Source organism: Pseudomonas sp. B21-015 (genome assembly GCF_024749285.1).
Classification (GTDB): Bacteria; Pseudomonadota; Gammaproteobacteria; order Pseudomonadales; family Pseudomonadaceae; genus Aquipseudomonas.
In genome coordinates this window covers 2364036-2387201 of the sequence record NZ_CP087196.1, presented here as the reverse complement: position 1 = coordinate 2387201, position 23166 = coordinate 2364036, and the positions used below count along the sequence as shown (strand labels likewise).

The following is a 23166-nucleotide window of genomic DNA, read 5'->3' as shown; positions in this document are numbered from 1 at the left end:
CGAGCCCCTTGTGGGAGCGAGCCTGCTCGCGATTGGCGGCAAAAAAACACCAAAGAAAACGGCACCTCGCGGTGCCGTTCGCCTTTCACGGTTCAGCTTTTACTTACGCGCATCCGCCCACGATTTCAGCAGTTCGTTGTAGCTCACGGTTTCACCCTTGGGCTTCTCGTTGGCCAGTTTCGGCTTCGGTGCGCCCGGTTGGTCGAACCAGTATTGCGCGTCGCGCTCCGGGTTCATTTTCGGCGCGCAAGTGGCCTGGGCCTTGGAGCGTTCCAGACGGGTCATGATCGCGTCCTGATCCTTGGCCAGACCATCGAGCGCTTGTTGCGGGGTTTTCTCGCCGCTGGCGGCTTCAGCGATGTGGCTCCACCACAACTGCGCCAGACGCGGATAGTCCGGCACGTTGGTGCCGGTCGGTGTCCATTGCACCCGCGCCGGGCTGCGATAGAACTCGACCAGGCCACCCAGCTTCGGCGCCAGGTCGGTCATGGCTTGAGAGTTGATGTCCGACTCGCGGATCGGCGTCAGGCCGACGATGGTTTTCTTCAGCGACACGGTTTTCGAGGTCACGAACTGCGCGTACAGCCAGGCTGCGAGCTTCTGTTTCTCAGGTGTGGATTTCATGAAAGTCCAGGAACCCACGTCCTGATACCCCAGCTTCATCCCCTCTTCCCAGTACGGCCCTCTCGGCGACGGCGCCATGCGCCACTTCGGCGTACCGTCGGCGTTCACCACCGGCAGGCCCGGTTTGGTCATGTCGGCGGTGAACGCGGTGTACCAGAAAATTTGCTGGGCGATGTTGCCTTGGGACGGCACCGGGCCAGATTCGGAGAAGGTCATGCCCGCCGCTTCCGGTGGCGCGTACTTCTTCAGCCAGTCGACGTATTTGGTGGTGGCAAAAACCGCTGCCGGGCCGTTGGTATCGCCTCCGCGGGTCACGCTGGAGCCGACCGGATGGCAGTCTTCGACACGAATGCCCCACTCATCCACCGGCAAACCGTTGGGCAAGCCCTTGTCACCGCCGCCGGCCATGGAGAACCAGGCATCGGTAAAGCGCCAGCCCAGAGACGGGTCTTTCTTGCCATAGTCCATGTGCCCGTAGACCCGCTTGCCGTCGATTTCCTTGACGTCTTCGCTGAAGAATTTGGCGATGTCTTCATAGGCAGACCAGTTCACCGGCACGCCCAGTTCATAGCCATACTTTTCCTTGAACTTGGCTTTCAGCTCCGGGCGCTCGAACCAGTCGGCGCGGAACCAGTAGAGGTTGGCGAACTGTTGATCAGGCAATTGATAGAGCTTGCCATCGGGCGCGGTGGTGAAGGAGGTGCCGATGAAGTCCTTGATGTCGAGGGTTGGCGAGGTGAAGTTTTTACCTTCATTAGCCATCAGGTCGGTAATGGCTTCGGTCTTGCCGTAACGGAAATGCGTACCGATCAGGTCCGAGTCGTTGACCCAGCCGTCATAGATGCTCTTGTCCGACTGCATCACGGTCTGCAGTTTTTCCACCACATCGCCTTCTTGCAGCAGGTCGTGGGTGACTTTGATCCCGGTGATCTCGGTGAAGGCCTTGGCCAGCACCTTGGACTCGTATTCATGGGTGGTCAGGGTTTCCGAGACAACCTTGATGTCCATCCCGCGAAACGGCTCGGCCGCCTTGATGAACCATTTCAATTCCGCGAGTTGCTGATCGGCCGTCAAGGTGGACGGTTTGAATTCGCCGCCGATCCACTTTTTCGCAGCGTCTTCGTAGGCATCAGCCCAGGCCGATGCGCTCAAACCGCTGAGTGCCAGCATGGCTGCCAATGAAATGCTATGTCGCAGCTTATTGTTTTTGTCGAACATAGAGACCTCCTGTTTGATTTTCGGAGCAACATTGCCGAGCGATTCGACTAGCCCCAACGCATCACAGCCAACAGCCACACCAGGGACAACGCGAACGCTACCCAGATGCTCCAGTCGGTGACGCCGATTACCAGCAAATGCAGGTAGGCGCTGCCGAGAAGACCGATAAACAGCCGATCGCCACGGGTGGTGGCAATCGGCAGAAAACCACGCCGAGGAACACTCGGCGAACGCAACTCCCAGGTCGTCATACCCGCGAGGATCAAGGCAATGACGCTGAAGAACGCCGCCGTGGGGCCAGTCCAACTCATCCATTCCATCATCAGTTCCTCATACCCGGCCCAGGGCAAAGCCCTTGGCCACGTGGTTGCGAACGAACCAGATCACCAGCATGCCCGGCAGGATGGTCAACACCCCCGCAGCCGCCAGCACGCCCCAGTCGATACCGGACGCCGAGACCGTGCGGGTCATCACCGCGGCGATGGGTTTGGCGTTCACCGAAGTCAGGGTTCGCGCCAGCAACAGTTCGACCCAGGAAAACATGAAGCAGAAAAACGCCGTGACACCGATCCCGGAGCCGATCAAGGGGACAAAAATCTTCACGAAGAACTTGGGAAAGCTGTAGCCATCGATGTAGGCGGTTTCGTCGATTTCCTTCGGCACCCCGGACATGAAACCTTCGAGAATCCACACCGCCAACGGAACGTTGAACAGGCAATGGGCCAATGCCACCGCGATGTGCGTGTCGAACAACCCGATCGAGGAGTACAGCTGGAAGAACGGCAGCAGGAACACCGCCGGCGGTGCCATGCGGTTGGTCAGCAACCAGAAGAACAGGTGCTTGTCACCGAGAAAGCGGTAACGCGAAAACGCATAGGCCGCCGGCAACGCCACGGTCAGGGAAATGATCGTGTTCATGCTGACGTAGTACGCCGAGTTGAGGTAACCGGTGTACCAGCTCGGGTCGGTGAAAATCACCTTGTAGTTGGCGAAGGTGAAATCCTGGGGAAACAGCGTCAGACCGCCGAGGATTTCGGTGTTGCTCTTGAAGGACATGTTCAACAGCCAGTAGATCGGCACCAGCAGGAACAGGATGTAGACCAGCAGTGGAATAAGCTTTCTCTTGCTCATGGCGGGCCTCACCGATTGGCGTCAGAGTGAGTCATGCCGGTGTAGAACAGCCACGACACCAACAGGATGATCAGGAAGTACACCAGCGAGAATGCCGCCGCCGGGCCAAGGTCGAATTGCCCTACGGCCATTTGGGTCAAGGTCTGACTCAAGAAAGTCGTGGCATTGCCCGGACCGCCACCGGTCAGCACGAACGGCTCGGTGTAGATCATGAAACTGTCCATGAACCGCAGCATCACGGCGATCAGCAACACGCTCTTGAGCTTGGGCAACTGGATGTGTCGGAAAACCGCCCAGGCCGACGCCCGATCGATCCGTGCGGCCTGGTAGTACACGTCCGGAATCGCCCGCAGACCGGAGAAACACAACAGCGCCACCAGCGAGGTCCAGTGCCAGACATCCATCACCAACACCGTGACCCAAGCGTCCATGGTGTTGGATGCATAGTTATAGTTCAGGCCCATGGCCTTGAGACTGGCGCCGAGCAGACCAATGTCCGCGCGGCCGAAGATCTGCCAGATGGTGCCGACCACGTTCCACGGGATCAGCAGCGGAATCGCCAGAATGATCAACACCAGCGACGACCAGCGGCCCTTGGTCGGCATGGTCAGGGCAATGGCGATGCCCAGCGGGATTTCGATCAGCAACACGCAGCCGGAGTAGATGAACTGGCGCAGCAATGAGTCATGCAACCGTGGATCGAGTAGCACCTGCTTGTACCAATCGGCGCCGACGAAGTAGCGGCTGGACTGGTCGAAGATGTCCTGCACCGAATAGTTGACCACGGTCATCATCGGGATCACCGCACTGAATGCCACCAGCAGGAACACCGGCAGCACCAGCCACCAGGCCTTGTTGTTCTGCACCTTGTTCATGGCAGCACCTCCAGCAAGTAATCATCGGCATAGACCATCAGCCACTGGGCCGGAAAGCTGATGTACGCCGTGCCTTCGGGCACCGGTTTGTCTTCGGCCAGGCGTACTTTCAGCGGCGCGCCATCAAGGTTAAGTGTCATGATTTTGTAGGTGCCCAGGTCTTCGACGTGTACGACCTGTGCCTGCATCGCGTCATCAAAGGCCTCTTCCCACACATGGACGAACTCCGGACGGATGCCAACCTTCAGAGATTTCCATTCGGTGTCGGCGATTCGTTTCTGCATCGCATCGGACAACGGCAAGTGGGTCCCGGCGAAACCGACACCGCCGGCTTGCGGCTGGACCTCGATAAGGTTCATCCCCGGGCTGCCGATGAAGTAGCCGACAAAGGTGTGGCTCGGCCGCTCGAACAATTCCCGTGGTGTACCGAACTGCACGATTTGCCCGCCATACATCACCGCGATCTTGTCAGCGAAGGTCGAAGCTTCGAGCTGATCGTGGGTGACGTAGACCATGGTGATGTTGAACTGCTCGTGGATCTGCTTGAGCTTGCGTCGCAGCTTCCATTTCAGATGCGGGTCGATCACCGTCAGCGGTTCATCGAAGAGGATCGCCGACACGTCATCGCGCACCAGCCCACGGCCCATGGAGACTTTCTGTTTTTCATCGGCGGTGAGGTTGCGCGCCTTCTTGTGCAACAACGCCTGAAGGTCGAGGACTTCGGCGATTTCATGCACCTTGCTGAAAATTTTCGCCTCCGCCATGCCCTGATTGCGCAACGGGAAGGCCAGGTTATCGAACACCGTCATGGTGTCGTAGACCACCGGAAACTGGAAAACCTGGGCGATATTGCGCTTTTCCGGGGTCAGTTCGTTGACCACTTTACTGTCGAACAGCACTTGGCCCTGGGACGGGCTGAGCAACCCGGAAATGATGTTGAGCAAGGTCGACTTGCCGCACCCCGAGGGGCCGAGCAGCGCATAAGCGCCGCCCTGCTCCCAGACGTGGTCCATCTCACGGATCGCGTAATCCTCGGGACCGGTCGGCGTAGGGGTGTAGCTGTGGGCAAGGCCCTGCAAACGGATTTCGGCCATCAGGCAACCCTCGCAATACGGCGACCGGGCGCCTGAACCAGCCGCCCCTGCATATCGAACACAAACAGTTTATGGGTCGGGATATAGATGCGAATCGGCGCGTCGACGTCGTACTCATGAACACCCGGCAAATGCAGCACCAGCAGGAAATACTCGTTGCGCACGTGCAGGAAGGTTTCCGAGCCGCTGATCTCGGCCACCTCGACGGTCACCGCCAGTTCCAGATCGTCGTCGTTACTCGGCACCAGCGAGATATGGCTGGGGCGCACGCCAAAACGGAACTCGCCCTCGCCCACCGGACGTAGATCGACGTTCAACGGGAAGTGCACGAAATTGGCGAAGCTCACTTCATTGCCGGCGATGCGCCCCGGCATCAGGTTGATCGGCGGCTCGGAGAACAGCTCCGCCGCCAGCACGGTTTGCGGCTGGTGATACACCTCGGAGGACTTGCCGCTCTGAATCACCCGACCTTCATGAAGAATGGTGGTAGTACCGCCCAGCGCCAGGGCTTCGTTGGGTTCAGTGGTGGCGTAAATCGCGATGGTGTTGCGGGCCTTGAACAGCTCGCGCATTTCCTGACGCAACTCTTCGCGCAGCTTGTAGTCGAGGTTGACCAGCGGCTCGTCGAACAGAATCAGCTCAGCGTCCTTGACCAGCGCCCGGGCCATCGCCGTGCGTTGTTGCTGGCCGCCGGAGAGTTCCAAAGGATGGCGCTGGAGGAACTTCTCGATGCGCAGCATCTTCGCGGTTTCCAGCACTTTGCTCTGGATCAGTTCATTGGCAACGCCGCCCTGACGCAGCGGCGAGGCGATGTTCTCGAACACCGTCATGGTCGGGTAATTGATGAACTGCTGATACACCATCGACACGTTGCGCAAACGCACTGGGCGTTGGGTAACGTCGACGCCGTTCATCAGGATGCGGCCGCTGTCAGGCTTGTCCAGACCTGCCATCAGGCGCATGAGGCTGGTTTTGCCGGACAGCGTGCGACCCAGCAAAACGTTGAAGGATCCGGGTTCGAAATTAAGGCACGCATCGTCGATCCAGGTCTGGCCCTCGATGGTGCGGCTGACGTGCTCCAGGATTAGTGACATGGCTCGGCCTTTTTATTATTTGGAGTCAAGCGACCGGAGCTATAGAGCGACTTTCGTGCCAGAAACTGCAAACCTTTGATACAGCTAGAAAATCTTAAAAACAGTGGTAAAACCGCTTTCGTTGCTGAACAGAAATGAACAACCGTGACTGAACAATTGAACAATCCACCGGTTGACAATGAACAATAGTGAACAACACTCTGTGGGAGCGGGCTTGCTCGCGAATGCGGGCTGTCAGACACATTATTGGTGTTTGACAGTCCGCATTCGCGAGCAAGCCCGCTCCCACATGGAATCTCATAACAACAATAAAAATGCTGTTTCAGAGGCTGAATGCCATGGCCGCACCTGCCCTGCCGCTCTCCCACGACACCCTCATCCAGGACTCCTGGTCCCGTTGCCGCGCGTTCGGGCTCAATCATCAGAGCGCGCCGGCGTTCGATCAGTTGCCGGCCGATGGCATCGCCCAGTTACTGGAAAGCCAGCACTCACTGGTGCAGACCACTCATCAGGAAGTCCTGCCGTATTACGAGAACATCCTCAGCAACTCCAACTGCCTGATCATGCTCGCCGACAATCAGGGCCAGGTCCTGACGTCGTGGGGCACCCAGCGGTTTATCGAGCCGAGCCTGACCCGTGGTTTCAGCGCGGGCGCCAGCTGGATGGAGCGTTGCAGCGGCACCAACGCCATTGGCACCGCCCTCGCCTGCGAACAGGCCGTGCACATCGAGCACGATGAACACTTCTTGAAAGCCAACCGCTTCATGACCGGTTCCGCCGCGCCGATTTTCGATGCCGAGCGCAAGGTGATCGCGGTACTGGACGTATCCAGTGACAGCTATCTGCCGCCCTCCCACACCTTGGGCATGGTCAAGATGATGAGCCAGACCGTGGAAAACCGGCTGATCCTCAACCTGTTCCACGGCCAGCATTTCCAGCTGACCTTCAACACCGGGCTGAACAACCTCGACAGCCAGTGGGCCGGGTTGCTGATCTTCGACGAGACCGGTCAGGTGCTGTCGGCCAACCGTCGGGCCGACAATCTGTTGGGCATCAGCCTGTCGCGGGTGAGTGTCGAGAGTCTGTTCAAGGTGTCACTGCTGGAATTGATCAATCAACCCGATGGATTGCCGTTCGCCTTGCAGACATCCGGGCGTAATCGTTTTCAGTGTTTGTTGAAGCGACCGAAGCAGGCATCGATTCAGCCCAGGGTGTTTGCTGAGCCCAAAAGTACCGAGCCGAACGTCGCCGCATCGAACGCGATTAGCCTCAACACCCTGCACTTCGGCGACAGCCGCGTAGAAAAGGCCGTGCGTCAGGCCGAACGCTTGCTGGAGAAAGACATCCCCCTGCTGATCCACGGTGAAACCGGGGTCGGCAAGGAGGTCTTCGTCAAAGCGCTGCACCAGGCCAGTTCGCGCAGAAAACAGCCGTTCATTGCCGTCAACTGTGCGGCGATCCCCGCCGAACTGGTGGAATCCGAACTGTTTGGCTACGAGAAAGGCGCGTTCACCGGCGCCAATCAGAAAGGCAGCATCGGGCTGATCCGCAAGGCCGATAAAGGAACGCTGTTCCTCGATGAAATCGGCGACATGCCGTTGCCGACCCAGGCTCGGTTGTTACGGGTTTTACAGGAGCGCTGCGTGCAACCGGTGGGCAGCAGCGAGTTGTTCCCGGTGGACATTCGGATCATTTCAGCGACCAACCGCTCGTTGCGCGAGCAGGTTCAGCTGGGGCGGTTTCGCGAAGATCTTTATTACCGCATCGGTGGCCTGACCCTGGAGCTGCCGCCACTCAGGGAGCGCAGCGACAAGCAGGCGCTGTTCAAGCGCTTGTGGGAACAGCATCGTGAACCATCGCAGTGGGCTGGGTTGAGCCCCGAAGTGATGGAGCTGTTCAGTCGTCATCCATGGCCGGGGAATTTACGTCAGGTGAGCAGTGTGATGCAGGTGGCACTGGCCATGGCCGAGGAACAACCGGTGCGGCCGGAGCATTTGCCGGATGATTTTTTTGTCGATCTGGAGATGGAACCGGTGGATTCGCCAGAGCCGATAACCGTCGACCTCAATGATGCCGAGGAATTGAATCGGCAGTTGCAGGCGGCGGGAGGCAATATTTCCCATTTGGCGCGCAGGCTCGGGGTTAGTCGCAACACCCTTTACAAGCGATTGCGCCAGTCAGGCGACTGATCGTTCCCACGCTCCGCGTGGGAATGCCTCAACGGACGCTCCGCGTTCGGCTCTGGAAGGGACGCGGAGCGTCCCGGGCTGCATTCCCACGCAGAGCATGGGAACGATCAGTGGGGCAAACAAAAACCCGCACAAGGCGGGTTTTCGTTTTTGTGAAAGGCGTAGCGAACGCAGCGATCAGTCAGCCAGACGCCAGGTCGTGCCGCCCTTGCCGTCTTCCAGCACCACGCCCATGGCGGTGAGCTGGTCGCGGATGCGGTCGGATTCGGCCCAGTCTTTATTGGCACGAGCCGTCAGACGCGCCTGAATCAGAGCATCGACTTGCGCCGCATCGACCCGCCCTTCGGCACCGGCCTGCAAGAAGTCATCGGCCTCAAGCTGCAACACACCCAAGACACTTGCCAGTTCCTTCAAGCGCGCCGCCAGACCCGCCGCGGCATCGAGATCGCTCTCGCGCAAACGGTTGATCTCGCGGACCATCTCGAACAGCACCGCACAGGCTTCCGGCGTGCCAAAGTCGTCGTTCATCACCTGGGTGAAACGCTCGACAAAGGCTTCGCCACCCGCCGGCGCCGCGTTCGGCAGGCCTTTCAACGCATGGTAGAAACGCTCGAGCGCGCCCTTGGCGTCCTTGAGGTTATCTTCCGAATAGTTGATCGCGCTGCGGTAGTGGCTCGACACCAGCAGGTAACGCACGACTTCCGGGTGGTACTTTTCCAGCACGTCGCGAATGGTGAAGAAGTTGTTCAAGGACTTGGACATCTTCTCGCCATTGATGCGAATCATGCCGCAATGCATCCACGCATTGGCGTAGGTCTTGCCGGTGGCCGCTTCGCTCTGGGCGATTTCGTTTTCATGGTGCGGGAACTCGAGGTCGCTGCCGCCGCCATGAATGTCGAAGGTCTCGCCGAGGCAGCAGGTCGACATCACCGAGCACTCGATGTGCCAGCCCGGACGACCGTCGCCCCAAGGCGATGGCCAGCTCGGCTCGCCCGGCTTGGCGCCCTTCCACAGCACGAAGTCCAGCGGGTCCTGCTTGGACTCGTCGACTTCGATCCGCGCGCCGATGCGCAGGTCTTCGATCTTCTTGCGCGACAGCTTGCCGTAACCCATGAACTTGGCGACGCGGTAGTACACGTCGCCATTGCCCGGTGCGTAGGCGTAGCCCTTGTCGATCAGGGTCTGGATCATCGCGTGCATGCCGGCGATGTGGCCGGTGGCGCGCGGTTCCATGTCGGGCTTCTTGATGTTCAGGCGCGACTCGTCTTCGTGCATCGCCGCGATCATGCGCTCGGTCAGCGCCTCGAACGACTCGCCGTTTTCACGGGCGCGATTGATGATCTTGTCGTCGATGTCGGTGATGTTGCGCACGTAGGTCAGGTCGTAACCGCTGAACCGCAACCAGCGGGTCACCAGGTCGAACGCGACCATGCTGCGGCCATGGCCCAGGTGGCAGTAGTCGTACACGGTCATCCCGCAGACGTACATGCGCACCTTGTTGCCATCCAGAGGCTTGAAGACTTCTTTGCTCTTGGTGAGCGTGTTGTAGATCGTAAGCACGACAGTTCCTTAAGACTTGATCACTGGCCCCACGAATCACGCAGGGTCACGGTACGGTTGAATACCGGAGCGCCCGGTTTCGAGTCCTTGATATCCGCGACGAAGTAACCTTCGCGCTCGAACTGGAAACGGTCTTCTGGCTGTGCATTGCCCAGCGAGGGTTCAGCACGACAACCGGTGAGAACTTGCAGCGAGTCAGGGTTGATGTTGTCCAGGAAACTGGCGCTGTCTTCGGCCTTTTCAGGGTTGGCCGAACGGAACAGGCGATCGTACAGACGCACTTCGCATTCGACGCTGGCCGCGGCCGGCACCCAGTGCACCACGCCTTTGACCTTGCGGCCTTCAGGGTTCTTGCCCAGGGTTTCCGGGTCATAGGAGCAACGCAGTTCGACGATGTTGCCCTCGGCGTCCTTGATCGCTTCGTCGGCACGGATCACGTAGCTGCCGCGCAGACGCACTTCGCCGTTCGGCTCCAGGCGCTTGTAGCCTTTTGGCGGCTCTTCCATGAAGTCTTCACGGTCGATGTAGAGCTCGCGGGCGAACGGCAGAACCCGCACGCCCATGTCTTCTTTCGGGTGGCACGCCAGTTCGAGGTTTTCGACCTGACCTTCCGGGTAGTTGGTGATCACGACTTTCAGCGGACGCAGCACGCACATGGCGCGTGGAGCGCTGTGGTCGAGGTCGTCACGGATGCTGAATTCGAGCATGCCGAAGTCCACCACGCCGTCGGAACGGTTGGTGCCGATCATTTCGCAGAAGTTGCGGATCGATTTCGGCGTGTAGCCACGGCGGCGGAAGCCCGACAGCGTGGACATGCGCGGATCGTCCCAGCCATTGACGTGTTTCTCGTCCACAAGCTGCTTGAGCTTGCGCTTGCTGGTGATGGTGTAGTTCAGGTTCAGGCGGCTGAACTCGTACTGACGCGGGTTCGCCGGTACTGGCAGGTTCTCGAGGAACCACTCGTACAGCGGACGGTGGCTTTCGAACTCCAGGGTGCAGATCGAGTGCGTGATGCCTTCGATGGCGTCCGACTGACCGTGGGTGAAGTCGTAGTTCGGGTAGATGCACCACTTGTCACCGGTCTGGTGGTGGTGCGCGTGACGGATGCGATACATGATCGGGTCGCGCAGGTTCATGTTCGGCGAGGCCATGTCGATCTTGGCCCGCAGCACGCGTGCGCCGTCCGGGAATTCGCCGGCGCGCATGCGGGCGAACCAGTCGAGGTTTTCTTCCACGGAGCGGTCGCGGAATGGGCTGTTCTTGCCCGGCTCGGTCAGGCTGCCACGGTATTCCTTGGCCTGTTCAGGGGTCAGGTCGTCGACGTAAGCCTTGCCGGCCTTGATCAGCGCTACCGCCCAGTCGTGCAACTGGTCGAAATACTGCGAGGCATAGCGCACTTCACCGGACCATTCGAAGCCCAGCCATTTGACGTCGCTTTCGATCGCGTCGATGTACTCCTGGTCTTCCTTGGCCGGGTTGGTGTCGTCGAAACGCAGGTGCGTGACGCCGCCGAATTCCTGGGCCAGACCGAAGTTCACACAGATCGACTTGGCGTGACCGATGTGCAGGTAACCGTTGGGCTCAGGCGGGAAACGGGTGACGATCTGCGTGTGCTTACCCGAGTCCAGGTCCGCCTGGATGATCGGGCGCAGGAAATTGACCGGCACGGCAGGGCCGGTCTTGGAATTCGAGGTAGGGTCGACAGTGGGCTTGCTCATAGGATCCTTGAACGTACAAGTGCGCGGCCAGTTGGCCAAATCAAAGCGGCTGTTATAAATCAAAGGGGCTTATCATAGCCGATGCTGTCAAGTGGCTGACAGAGCAGGCCGGCAATCGGTTGCATTTAATCGGCTGCCGATGAAAAACAGCCTCGAAATTCGCGCCCGGCACGCTAAACTGCGTGCCTTGGCCGACACTGGCCGGACCGGTTGAGGGCCAAAGCGCCCCGAAACCCACGAATTTCTTGAAAGAGTACCCATCATGACCCAAGTCAAACTGACCACCAACCATGGCGACATCGTCCTGGAACTGAACGCTGAAAAGGCACCGATCACCGTTGCCAACTTCGTCGAGTACGTCAAAGCCGGTCACTACGAAAACACCGTTTTCCACCGCGTCATCGGTAACTTCATGATCCAGGGCGGCGGTTTCGAGCCAGGCATGAAAGAAAAGAAAGACAAGCGCCCAAGCATCCAGAACGAAGCCGACAACGGCCTGCCGAACGTGAAGTACAGCGTGGCCATGGCCCGCACCATGGAACCGCATTCGGCTTCCGCCCAGTTCTTCATCAACGTGGCTGACAACAGCTTCCTGAACCACAGCGCCAAAACCGTTCAGGGTTGGGGTTACGCCGTATTCGCCAAAGTAGTCGAAGGCACCGACGTGGTGGACAAGATCAAAGGCGTGGCCACGACTTCCAAAGCCGGCCACCAGGACGTACCCGCAGAAGACGTGATCATCGAGAAAGCCGAGATCATTGAGTGATACTGCTGATTTCAGACTTGCATCTGGAAGAGGAGCGCCCGGACATTACCCGGGCGTTTCTGGATTTGCTCGCTGGACGCGCCCGCTCAGCGAGTGCGCTGTACATCCTGGGCGACTTTTTCGAGGCGTGGATTGGCGACGATGCCATGACGCCGTTCCAGCGTTCCATCTGCCAGGCCCTGCGCGATCTCAGCGACAGCGGCACGGCCATTTTTCTGATGCACGGCAATCGCGACTTCATGCTCGGCAAGGCCTTCTGCAAAGCAGCCGGCTGTACCTTGCTCAAAGATCCGAGTGTCGTGCAGTTTTACGGCGAGCCGGTGCTGTTGATGCACGGCGACAGCCTCTGCACCCGCGACGAAGCGTATATGAAGCTGCGGCGCTACCTGCGTAACCCGATCACCCTGTTCATCCTGCGCCATCTGCCCTTGGGCACCCGGCATAAACTGGCGCGCAAGCTGCGCAGTGAAAGCCGTGCGCAGACGCGGATGAAGGCCAATGACATTGTCGATGTCACACCGGAAGAGATTCCACGGATCATGCAGCAATATGGCGTGAAAACCTTGATCCACGGCCATACCCATCGCCCGGCCATCCACAAGTTGCAGATTGGCGCGCAGGCTGCCAAACGCATTGTGTTGGGGGATTGGGATCGTCAGGGTTGGGCGTTGCAGGTGGATGAGCAAGGGTTTGCGCTGGCGCCGTTTGATTTCGCCCCGCCGCCACAACTCGCAGCACCCGCAAACTAACGGCCGAACAAAAGAACCTGTGGGAGCGGGCTTGCCCGCGATGACGGTGGATCATTCAACAACGTTGTTGAATGCGATTCCGCTATCGCGGGCAAGCCCGCTCCCACAGGGGTTTGTGTTTATCTCAATGACCGGCAGAAGCCGGCCCCGCCTTCGCCGCAAACGGCGGTTTCGCCAACCACACCAACAGAATCAACCCCATGAACGCCCACCCCAGCAACGTGAAGTAATCCACGGTGGAGAGCATGTACGCCTGACTGGTCAGCACATGATCCAGCTGTGCGTAGGCCGGATTGCCCGCACCGCCCAACGCATTCAAGGCATCCCGGGTCGCCGGCTCATAGGTGGTGATGCTTTCACTCAAATACGCATGGTGCTGATCGGCCCGGCGAATCCAGATCCAGGTGGTCAACGACGCCGCAAAACTACCGCCCAGGGTCCGCAGGAAAGTCGCGAGACCCGCGCCGTCGGCAATCTGGCTCGGCGGCAAGTCCGACATCAAAATGCTCAGGGTCGGCATGAAGAACAGCGCCACGCCGATGCCCATGAACAGCTGCACCAGCGCGATGTGCTGGAAGTCCACTTCGTTGGTAAACCCGGCACGCATGAAGCAACTCAAACCGATGCAGAGGAACGCGCCACCAGCCAGCAGCCGCAGGTCGAACCTGTGCGCATACTTGCCGACAAACGGCGACAGCAGCACCGGCAGAATGCCAATCGGTGCCACCGCCAGTCCGGCCCAGGTGGCCGTGTAGCCCATCTGGGTTTGCAGCCATTGCGGCAGGATCAGGTTAATGCCGAAGAACCCGGCGTAACCGCCCACCAGCACGATGGTACCGATGCGGAAGTTGCGGTAAGCGAACAGCCGCAGGTTGACCACCGGGTGTTTGTCGGTCATTTCCCAGATCACGAACACCGCCAGCGCAATCACTGAAATAGCCGCGCCGATGATGATGAAGTTCGATTCGAACCAGTCCAGGTCATTGCCCTTGTCGAGGATCACCTGCAATGCCCCGACACCGATGATCAACGTGATCAGTCCCACGTAATCCATCGGCTGGTAACTGGTCTCCACTGGACGCGCCTTGAGTTGCTGGCGCACCACCATCACCGCAAAGATCCCGATCGGCACGTTGATAAAGAAAATCCACGGCCAGCTGTAGCTGTCGGTAATCCAGCCGCCGAGGATGGGCCCTGCAATCGGCGCCACCACCGTGACCATCGCCAGCAACGCCAGGGCCATGCCGCGCCTTGCGGGCGGGTAGACCGCGATCAACAGCGTCTGGGTCATCGGGTACAACGGCCCGGCCACCAGGCCTTGAAGCACCCGAAAGCCGATCAGCTCCGGCATCGAGGTTGAGATACCGCACAGAAACGACGCCAGCACGAACAGCATCGTCGCCCAGAGAAACAGCTTCACCTCACCGAAACGCCGGCTGAGCCAACCGGTCAGCGGCAGCGCGATAGCGTTGCTCACCGCAAACGAGGTGATCACCCAGGTGCCCTGCTCCGAACTCACGCCCAGGTTGCCGGAAATCGTCGGCAAGGCCACGTTGGCGATGGTGGTGTCGAGCACCTGCATAAAGGTCGCCAGCGACAGGCCGATGGTGCTGAGCAGCAAGCTAGGTGGCGAGAAAGAGGCGTTATTGCTCATCGCGAATCCTTTGGAGCTGAATTTTTTGGAGCGGGGCTCGCGCTGCGCCCGTTACAGGCGCAGCTGACGGATTGGCGAATCAGCGTTGCGCGGTTTTGCTGACCGCGGCGCTGTTGTCGTGGATCAACTGGGTGATCATCGCGTCGGCCTCGGCCAACTGACGGTCGTAGACGCTGGTGCTGAACGACGCCTTTTGCGGCGGCTGTTGCGCCAGCACCGGGCCGCTCTGGTCGCGCAGGTTCACAGCGACCTGAGTCGACAGGCCGACCCGCAATGGGTGTTTGGCCAGCTCTTCGGCATTGATGTGAATCCGCACCGGCACCCGCTGCACGATCTTGATCCAGTTACCGGTGGCGTTCTGCGCCGGCAGCAAGGCAAACGCGCTGCCGGTCCCGGCGCCGAGGCTGTCGATGGTGCCGCGGTATTTGACGTCGCCGCCGTAAACGTCGGCTTCGATGTCCACCGGCTGACCGATGCGCATGTCACGCAGCTGGGTTTCCTTGAAGTTGGCGTCGATCCACAGCTGATCCAGCGGGATCACCGCCATCAGCGCCGTGCCCGGCTGGACTCGCTGGCCGAGTTGCACGGTGCGTTTGGCGACATAACCGGTGACCGGCGCGATCAAGGTGCTGCGGGCGTTGTTCAGGTACGCCTGACGCAATTGCGCGGCGGCGGACATCACGTCCGGGTGCGAAGAAACCACGGTGTCATCGACCAGTGCGCTGGTGGTCTTGAGCTGTTGCTGGGCGTTGGCCAGGGCGTTTTGCGCCGAGGTCAGGTCATCGCGAGCGTGGGACAGTTCTTCCTGGGAAATCGCTCCGCCAGCGGCGAGGTTTTTCCGGCGATTGAAGTTGTCCTGAGCCTTTTGCACGTCGGCCTGCTGGGCATTGACCTGGGCTTTCATGCCGTCGACGTTGCTGTACAAACCGCGTACCTGGCGCACGGTGCGGGCCAGATTGGCCTGGGCACTTTGCAGACCGACTTCGGCATCGTTCGGGTCGAAATTGACCAGCACCTGGCCTTCGTGAACCAGGTCGCCATCGTCGGCGCCGATGCTGACCACCGTGCCGGTGACCAGCGGGGTGATTTCCACCACGTTGCCGTTCACATAGGCGTCGTCGGTGCTTTCGCTCCAGCGACCGAAGAATTGGTGATAACCCCAGACGCCGGCTCCGGCAAAAACCACCATGATCGTCAGGACAAACAGCATCACTTTGCGCTTGCGCGGGTTGCTCGTGTCTTGAGTGTCGTCAGACGCTTTATCAGTTGAAGCCGGGGTTGTATCGACAGTGGCCATGACAAGTACCTTGAATTAGTTGTGCTGCGTGGCTGGGGTTGCGTTGGCTGCGGTCAGGGTTTCGCCCTGAAAACCGCCACCCAGCGCCTTCATCAGTTGGATCGACAGGTCGATCTGCTCGGCATTCAGGTTGGCCAGCTGACGCTGGGCCTGGAGCAATTGCTGCTCGATGCTGAGCACGTCCAGGTAATTCCCGATGCCGGAACCGTAGCGCTGGACCACGGTGTTGTAAGAATCCTGGGCAATGTCGGTGGCGTGTTGCTGGGCACCGATTTGCCGGCCGATATCGTGCAACTGGTTGATGGTGTTGCTGACATCACCCAGAGCGCTCACCAGGCTTTTGTTGTACTGCGCCACCGCGAGGTCGTAATCGGCGTCGCGGGAATCGAGGTCGGCACGCAGGCGGCCGCCGTCGAAAATCGGCACCGAGAGGGTTGGAGCGATGTTGAAGAAGCGACTGGCGGAACCGAACATCGCATCGCCCAGCAACGACTCGACACCGGCCGCCGCGCTCAGGTTGAGGTTGGGGTAGAACCGGGTCTTGGCCGCCGCGATGTTTTTGCTCGCCGCTTCAACCCGCCAGCGTGCCGCCACCAGGTCCGGGCGACGACCGAGCAATTCCGCAGGCAACACCGACGGCAACGCGACTGCACTGGCCTGAAGGACTTGCGGTCGGGCGATTTCATTGCCGCGATCCGGGCCTTTGCCCAGCAGTACCGCCAAGGCGATTTTCGCGCTTTGCAGGCGTTTCTCGGCGTCGATCAGGCTGGCTTCGGCGCTGGCTTCCAGGCTTTCGGTCTGCTGGAACTGGTACTGACTGTCGATCCCCGAACTCAGGCGACGCTGGCTGAGGTCGAGCATTTGTTTGGTGCGTTTGAGGTCTTCGCTAGCCAGGTCATGGATGACGTGCGCCTGCCCCAGATCGCTGTAGGCACGGGCGACGTCGGCAGACAAGGTCAACTGCGCCGCCTGCTGATCGACTTCGGCGGCACGGGCCTGGCCCAATGCGGCTTCCCAGGCGTCGCGCTGACCACCCCAGAGGTCGAAGGTGTAATTGAAGCTGGCGCCGAGATTACGCACGGTGGAATACGTTCCACCCTGCCCGCTCGGGTCCTGATCGCGAGCCAGACGCGAACGGCTGACACCGGCGCTGGCATCGAGGGTCGGCATGCGCGCGGCGTCGGCGGCATAGGCGGCAGCGCTGGCCTGGTGAGCGCGGGCGTCGGCGATTTGCATGTCGGGGCTGTCGTGCAGGGCTTCGCGGATCAGGCCGTCGAGCTGCGGGTCGCCGAGGCTTTTCCACCAGTCGCTTTTTGGCCAAGCCGCGGGCGACAGGGTCACGCCGTTGAGGGATTGCCCGGCCTTGAGATTTTTCGCATCGAGGCTGACGCCTTCGGTGGTCAGGCCGCTGTAGCTGGCGCAGCCGGCGAGGCTCATGGCCAACAGCACCAGGCTCAGGCCGCTACGCAGGCGTTTACTGTTCATTGCCACCTACCCGCAGCAAGGTGATCGAGTCACCCGCCGCTACCAGAATTTTCTTCAGGATCTGTTCCAGGGTTTTCAATTCTTCCGGGGTGATGGCGCCGGCCAGTTCGTTCATGGCATCGGCGCCGATCTGCGGCAGCTGATCGGTCAGCTGCTGGCCCTGTTCGGTCAGCACCAACTGAACCTGACGCCGGTCTGCCTCGGAGCGTTGGCGGGCAAGGAAACCTTTCTGTTCCAGACGATCGAGCATGCGGGTCATCGAACCGCTGTCCAGCGACAAGTGACGGCACAGCTCGGCCGGGGTATCGACGCCGAACTGGGCCATGATGATCAGCACTTTGAACTGCGCGGCGGTGATGCCGTGGGGTTCCATGTGCGTGTCGATGATCCGGTCCTTGAGCAGCGCGGCGCGGCCGAGCAAGAGGCCGAGATGGCAATTATGGAAATCGTATGAGGAGAAATGTTTCATCTGACCACCAATTAGCTGCCTAGGCAGTGAATGTATGTCGAGATATTACTGCCTAGGCAGCCAATGTCAACGCAATAGTTAGGTTGCTTTGTATTTAGCTGATCAGCGGCGGGGAACGAAGGGGCAAATCGTCGGCAGGAACAGGTTCACGCACATGATCGTGAACCTGTTCGCCGATGGGCTTGAAGGCGGGCTTACATCAGGGGAATGGAATAGCTCACGATCAGGCGATTCTGATCCTGGTTGCGGGCGATATCGCTGCGTGACATTGCGTTGCGCCAGCCGAAACCGACGTTCTTCAACGCGCCACTTTGAATCACATAATCCAGGGAGATATCGCGCTCCCATTCGCTCGCGTCCTGGCCGCTGGTCGTCTGGATGTTGTTGCCCTTGAGGTACATGACCGACGCCTTCAGACCCGGAACTCCCATTGCGGCGAAGTCGTAGGCGTATTGCGCGAAAGCGGTCCGTTCGCCGGCCTGGATGAAGGTTTGGATGGTGCGGTCGGTGTACAGATAAAGACTGGCGCCGCCCTCGCCTTTGTCGACCAACCCGCCCTGATTGAGTTGAGCAAAGTTGCTGTCATCGGAAACGCTTTGATAACCCGCCGTAATGGCATGGCCGCCTAACGAGTAAATGAATGCCGCACTCCAGGTATCGTTGTCGATTTCACCCGTCCCGCCTTTGGTATAACCACCAAACTTGTAACCACTGGCACGCCCGGCTGCATTGCTGTTCTTGCCATCGGAAGTGGTCTTGAAATATCGCAAGTCGGTTTTCAGCGAGCCGTATTCACCCAACGGCAGAACATGCAATAAACCGGCGAAGTGCTGTTGGTAATAGTCTTCGAGATTGGCGTAGTAATACTGGGCAGTCAGGTCTTTAGTCAGTTTGTAATCACCGCCGGCAAAGGTGAACTTGTTGCTTTCCTGGGTGGCACCCGCCACCGCCAGGCCGGCACTGTCGCTGGAACCGCGGCCAGTAGCATGCTCAATTTGGCCGGCGGTAAAGGTCAGGTTATCGAGTTCGTTGCTGGTGACCTGACCGCCTTCAAAGGTTTGCGGCAGCAGTCGACCATCGTTCGCCACCAGAATCGGCAACTTCGGCTGCAAGCTGCCGTAGCGCAACTCGGTCTTGGAGAACCGCATCTTTGCCGTCGCACCGACACGCCCCCATTGATCCGCGGCCTTATCGCCATCGCTGGGAATCATTGAACTGCCGACATGCCGTCCTTCACCGCTATCGAGCTTGATCCCAAGCAAACCGATCGCATCCAGACCGAAACCCACCGTACCGTCGGTGAACCCCGACTGATAGTTGAGCATGAAGCCTTGGCCCCACTCTTCGGTTTTCGACGGCGCGGCGGCACCGTCGCGGTTATCGTTATTGAAATAGAAGTTACGCAAGTTCAAGTTGGCTTTGCTGTCATTAATGAAATCAGCAGACGCCAGGGGACTCAGGGCCATGCCCAAACCGCCGGTCAAAAAACTTAATACTTGAAGCGAGGCTTTCATCAGGGCGAACTCCAGCGCAGAAACCATGTTCTGTGCGCAGTAAAAAGACAGCAGGAAGCAACGGGCCCACCAATGGATAAGCCCGAGCATTAAGTCATCATTGAGATAAACGTCGTGTAACCGTACTAAGTGGCCGTCGTTAAAACCTCCCCAAGCTAAATAAGGACAGCATCGTCATCGTCCTGGTGTTATCAGTCGATCAATCCATGAACGTCATAAAATGGATAAGGCCCGGCGTATTCACCGAACACGGCGTTGTGGGTCACCAGACCTTGTTGCGGATGCCAGCGATGCATCAGGTACCCCGCTGGCTCCAGATTGAAATGTGCGGGCGCGGATGCCTCCAGATCCAGCACGATCTGGTGGGAAGTGCCGGGGCACACACAACTCAGCGAGCCGCCGAAGCGACGCTGCATCGGCCGATGCAGATGCCCACAAAGCAAGCGCTCTACCTGCGGATGGCGAGCGACGAGCGCTTCCAGCGCCGCGGTATTGATAAACGGCTCGTGGTCCATGTGGCCGATACCGGTGATAAACGGCGGATGATGGAGAATCAACAGCGTCGGTACATGGGGGCGACGGGACAATTGCTCATCGAGCCAGAGCAACTGGCTGTCCAGCAATTGACCGCCATGGGCGCCCGGCCGGGTCGAGTCCAGGCCGATCAGGCGTACCGGGTGCTCCTCGACCACCCAATCGAGCGGCGCATTGGCGTTAGTCGGCAAATAAGTGTGATGGGTAAATCCCGCCAGTAGCTGCTCGCGATCATCGTGATTGCCGGGTACCAGATAGACAGGCATGTGCAATCGCGCCAGTTCGCGCTTGAGCACCGCGTATTCATCGGCACGGCCGAAATCCACCAGGTCGCCGCTGATGACCACGATGTCAGGGCGCGGTTGGATGGCATTCAAATGATCGACCGCGCGCCGCAACGCGCCCAGACAGTCGACCACGCCATAGGTCAGCTTTTGATTGGCTTTAAGGTGCAAATCGCTGATCTGCGCAATAAGAAACGGACTGTTCAAAATAAGTGCTCTTAAACAAAAAACATCACGAATGCAGGGTGAACAACACGTGTGGCTCGATGGCCAGGGCAATCAGCGCGCCGGTGGCATGAATGACGCCGTCAGCGCTGTCGACCAGCAATGGCTGCCCAGCCCCAACGTCCACCAACAGGCGATTTTGCGCCCCCTGGAAAAACTGCCCGACCAGACGACCGCGCACATGCCCGGCACCGTCCATCACCCGCAAATGCTCAGGACGGCAGTACACCGTCGTCGGCACAGAGATGCCCTTCCAGGGCAACTCGCCGCCGCTGACCTTCAAGCCATGGGCGGTCGGCTCGATCACCGGGAACGCATTGAGGTTGCCGACGAAACTGGCGACAAACGCGTTGGCGGGTTGCTGATAGATGTCTCGCGGCGTGGCCAGTTGTGCGATGCGTCCGCGCTCCATGACCAGGATCCGGTCCCCCAGCGCCATGGCCTCGCCCTGGTCGTGCGTCACAAACACCGAGGTAATGCGCAAGCTGCGCAGCAGTTGATCCAGCTCGCTGCGCAGCCGTTCGCGCAACTGCGCATCCAGCGCTGCCAACGGCTCATCAAGCAGCAACACCCGAGGCCGGGGGGCCAACGCACGGGCGAGTGCCACCCGCTGACGCTGGCCGCCGGACAACTCGTGAATGCGGCGTTTGCCGTGATCCTGCAGGCCGACCAGTTCCAGTAACTCGGCGCAACGCTTGTTGCGTTTGGCGGGCGACAGGCCTCTTATCTTCAGGCCGTAAACAATATTGCCGGCCACGTCCAGGTTCGGAAACAACGCGTAATTCTGAAACACCATGCCCACGTCGCGGCGCTCGATGGGCAGGCGTGTGACGTCACTGTCGGCAAAGAAAATCTGCCCGACATCCGGGCGCTCAAGGCCGGCGATCATGCGCAACGTGGTGGTTTTACCGCAACCGGACGGGCCAAGGATCGCCAAGGTTTCCCCGGCCTCGATAGTCAGGTTCAAATCGTCTACAGCAACGGTTCCGTCAGAGAACGCCTTGCGGCAACCCTGCAGGCGAATAGTGGTTCCAGTCATCGACGCTCTCCACGAGAAAGACGGGCGCTGATGGCCTGCAACGCAATCAGCAGCGGCACGATCATCAACAGAAATATGAGGGTGTAGGCGCTGGCCACTTCCAGCCGCGCCGAGGCATAGCTGTCAGCCAGGCCCACTGGCAAGGTCTTGGTCATCGGTGTGTGGAGCATCCAGGTCAGGTTGAACTCACCCAGCGACAGGGTGACGACCATCAGCACTCCGGCCAGTATCCCGGCCCGACAATTGGGCACCACCACACTGAAGAAACGCTTGATCGGCCCGGCACCGAGGCTCGCCGCCGCCTCTTCGAGGGTCGGCAAGTGCTGGCGCTGCATCACCGCCATCACTGGGCGCACCAGAAATGGCAAGGTAAACAGCACATGACCCACCAGGATAAACAGCCAACTGCTGCGAAATTCGCCGAACTGCCCGTAGGTCAGCAGCAACGCCAAAGCAGTAGCCAAGCCTGGCATGGCCACGGGCAATACCATCAGCTCTTCGAATGCGCGGCTGAAGCGGTTGTTCATCCGCACCAGGGCATAAGCCGCCGGCACGCCGATCACGCAAACACACACGGCACAGGCAACCGCCAATTGCAGCGATAACCAGACCGTCGGCGAGTAGCTTTGCCAGACCTGAATCAACCAGTCGAACGTCAGGCCACCGGACACCCCGACGAAGTAATTGCGCGTCAGCCCCGCCAGCAACGACATCAGCACGGGCACCAACATGAAGGCACAGACCAGCAGGGTAAAAACCAGCTGTGCGATAAACAGCGTTGTACGTTTCACAAAACCGTCCCCGACTGTTTGGCCACGCGCCGTGCCAGTAACAGCACCGCCCAGGTGACCGCTCCGAGGATGACCGACAGCGCAGCGGCCACGGTGAAATTGGCGTAGTTGGTGAACACGTTATAGATGGCCACGGGGGTCACGTTCAGCCGCGTGCCCAAGGTGAACGCAGTGCCGAAAGCGCCCATCGACGTCGCGAAACAAATGGCGCCGCAGGACACCAGCGCGGGAGCCAACCCCGGCACGATCACGTCGCACACCACCCGCCAATGCCCGGCGCCGAGTGAGTGCGCGGCTTCTTCCAGGCTGCGATCCAGGCTTTCACACGCGGCCATCACCGTGAGAATCACCCGCGGAATCGAGAAGTACAGATAACCGATGAACAGCCCCGTCAGCGAGTAAGCGAAAATCCAGCGCTCACCCGCCAGCTCCAGACCGAGCGAGGCAAAAAGGCCTTGTCGACCGGCCAGCAGAATCACCAGAAAGCCGACCACCACCCCGGGAAACGCCAGCGGAAACGTCAGCAGCGCAACCAACGCCGAGCGCCCGAAGAACTGCTGGCGAGCGAGAAACACCCCGCTGATGCCACCGACCAACAACGCCGCCAGTGTCACCAACGCCGCCAGGAGGCAGGTCTGCACCAAGCTGCCAAGGTATTGCGCACTACTGAGCACTTGCCAATAGCCACTGTCGCTGCCGTCGCGCCGTTGCCCACCCAGCAGAATCAAATGCGCCAGCGGCAACAGCCAGAACGCGAGCAGAACCGCTGCCGCCGGGGCCAGCGCCCAGGCGGCCGTTGGTCGCAAGCGCTGTAAAACATCGTGGCGGGACGAGACGTCCTGCACGTTGAGCGGCA

At 59.8% G+C, this 23166-nt stretch carries 20 protein-coding genes; 3 read left to right on the top strand and 17 right to left on the bottom strand.

The genetic code is table 11. The features are described 5' to 3' along the window. Window positions 1-99 precede the first annotated feature (99 nt). The 6 genes from LOY38_RS10865 to LOY38_RS10840 are packed head-to-tail and all read right to left on the bottom strand — an operon-like array spanning window position 100 to window position 6036. The gene (locus tag LOY38_RS10865; RefSeq protein WP_007940906.1) at window positions 100-1842 is read right to left on the bottom strand and encodes an ABC transporter substrate-binding protein; all 1743 of its coding nucleotides are present in this window, start codon (window positions 1840-1842) and stop codon (window positions 100-102) included. A 47-nt stretch (window positions 1843-1889) separates the two neighbouring features. Then, a complete protein-coding gene (locus tag LOY38_RS10860; RefSeq protein WP_052967033.1) occupies window positions 1890-2162 on the bottom strand; it encodes a DUF2160 domain-containing protein in 273 nt (90 codons plus the stop codon). A gap of 10 nt (window positions 2163-2172) precedes the next feature. Continuing rightward, window positions 2173-2973, bottom strand: a complete 801-nt coding sequence (locus LOY38_RS10855) for a carbohydrate ABC transporter permease (protein ID WP_018925489.1) — start codon at window positions 2971-2973, stop codon at window positions 2173-2175. Window positions 2974-2981: 8 nt separating this feature from the next. Beyond that, window positions 2982-3848 carry a carbohydrate ABC transporter permease gene (locus LOY38_RS10850; RefSeq protein WP_258700017.1) on the bottom strand — a complete coding sequence of 289 codons (867 nt, stop codon included), beginning with the start codon at window positions 3846-3848 and terminating at the stop codon, window positions 2982-2984. Beyond that, window positions 3845-4942, bottom strand: a complete 1098-nt coding sequence (locus LOY38_RS10845) for an ABC transporter ATP-binding protein (RefSeq protein ID WP_258700016.1) — start codon at window positions 4940-4942, stop codon at window positions 3845-3847. Before LOY38_RS10845 ends, LOY38_RS10850 begins: the two co-directional genes overlap by 4 nt. After that, window positions 4942-6036, bottom strand: a complete 1095-nt coding sequence (locus LOY38_RS10840) for an ABC transporter ATP-binding protein (RefSeq protein WP_018925486.1) — start codon at window positions 6034-6036, stop codon at window positions 4942-4944. Before LOY38_RS10840 ends, LOY38_RS10845 begins: the two co-directional genes overlap by 1 nt. A 338-nt stretch (window positions 6037-6374) precedes the next feature. Between LOY38_RS10840 and LOY38_RS10835 the strand changes: the two genes are divergently transcribed. Further along, complete coding sequence (locus tag LOY38_RS10835; protein WP_258700015.1) at window positions 6375-8225, top strand: sigma-54-dependent Fis family transcriptional regulator; 1851 nt, start codon at window positions 6375-6377, stop codon at window positions 8223-8225. Window positions 8226-8402: 177 nt separating this feature from the next. On the opposite strand, the gene cysS is transcribed toward LOY38_RS10835, so the two are convergent. Both cysS and LOY38_RS10825 read right to left on the bottom strand, forming a co-directional pair. Next, entirely contained in the window at window positions 8403-9785 is a 1383-nt protein-coding gene (gene cysS, locus LOY38_RS10830; protein WP_258700014.1) for a cysteine--tRNA ligase, read from the bottom strand. 20 nt (window positions 9786-9805) lie between these two features. Further along, window positions 9806-11503, bottom strand: coding sequence for a glutamine--tRNA ligase/YqeY domain fusion protein (locus LOY38_RS10825; RefSeq protein ID WP_258700013.1), 1698 nt, complete (start codon window positions 11501-11503; stop codon window positions 9806-9808). Window positions 11504-11765: 262 nt separating this feature from the next. Here LOY38_RS10825 and LOY38_RS10820 point away from each other — a divergent pair, with 262 nt between their 5' ends. Next, window positions 11766-12269 (top strand): peptidylprolyl isomerase, encoded by a 504-nt coding sequence (locus tag LOY38_RS10820; protein WP_258700012.1) that lies wholly within the window; start codon window positions 11766-11768, stop codon window positions 12267-12269. Then, window positions 12266-13018: a UDP-2,3-diacylglucosamine diphosphatase gene (gene lpxH / locus LOY38_RS10815; protein ID WP_258700011.1), complete on the top strand. Its 753-nt coding sequence runs from the start codon at window positions 12266-12268 to the stop codon at window positions 13016-13018. The genes LOY38_RS10820 and lpxH overlap by 4 nt, the downstream gene beginning before the upstream one ends. 124 nt (window positions 13019-13142) lie before the next feature. Here the strand turns inward: lpxH and LOY38_RS10810 are convergent, their stop codons facing one another. The 9 genes from LOY38_RS10810 to LOY38_RS10770 form a co-directional block, all read right to left on the bottom strand. Further along, on the bottom strand, window positions 13143-14672 hold the full coding sequence (locus LOY38_RS10810) for a DHA2 family efflux MFS transporter permease subunit (RefSeq protein WP_258700010.1): 1530 nt from the start codon (window positions 14670-14672) through the stop codon (window positions 13143-13145). A gap of 79 nt (window positions 14673-14751) precedes the next feature. After that, entirely contained in the window at window positions 14752-15969 is a 1218-nt protein-coding gene (locus tag LOY38_RS10805) for an efflux RND transporter periplasmic adaptor subunit (protein WP_258700009.1), read from the bottom strand. 15 nt (window positions 15970-15984) lie between these two features. Beyond that, window positions 15985-17454: an efflux transporter outer membrane subunit gene (locus LOY38_RS10800; RefSeq protein WP_258700008.1), complete on the bottom strand. Its 1470-nt coding sequence runs from the start codon at window positions 17452-17454 to the stop codon at window positions 15985-15987. Next, on the bottom strand, window positions 17444-17923 hold the full coding sequence (locus tag LOY38_RS10795) for a MarR family winged helix-turn-helix transcriptional regulator (RefSeq protein ID WP_038982469.1): 480 nt from the start codon (window positions 17921-17923) through the stop codon (window positions 17444-17446). Before LOY38_RS10795 ends, LOY38_RS10800 begins: the two co-directional genes overlap by 11 nt. 194 nt (window positions 17924-18117) lie before the next feature. Continuing rightward, window positions 18118-19437, bottom strand: a complete 1320-nt coding sequence (locus LOY38_RS10790; RefSeq protein WP_258700007.1) for an OprD family porin — start codon at window positions 19435-19437, stop codon at window positions 18118-18120. A gap of 191 nt (window positions 19438-19628) precedes the next feature. Beyond that, entirely contained in the window at window positions 19629-20462 is an 834-nt protein-coding gene (locus LOY38_RS10785; protein ID WP_258700006.1) for a phosphodiesterase, read from the bottom strand. A 25-nt stretch (window positions 20463-20487) separates the two neighbouring features. Then, a complete protein-coding gene (locus tag LOY38_RS10780; RefSeq protein WP_258700005.1) occupies window positions 20488-21519 on the bottom strand; it encodes an ABC transporter ATP-binding protein in 1032 nt (343 codons plus the stop codon). Continuing rightward, a complete protein-coding gene (locus LOY38_RS10775; protein WP_258700004.1) occupies window positions 21516-22310 on the bottom strand; it encodes an ABC transporter permease in 795 nt (264 codons plus the stop codon). Before LOY38_RS10775 ends, LOY38_RS10780 begins: the two co-directional genes overlap by 4 nt. Continuing rightward, a complete protein-coding gene (locus LOY38_RS10770; protein WP_258700699.1) occupies window positions 22307-23155 on the bottom strand; it encodes an iron ABC transporter permease in 849 nt (282 codons plus the stop codon). Before LOY38_RS10770 ends, LOY38_RS10775 begins: the two co-directional genes overlap by 4 nt. Window positions 23156-23166 lie beyond the last annotated feature (11 nt).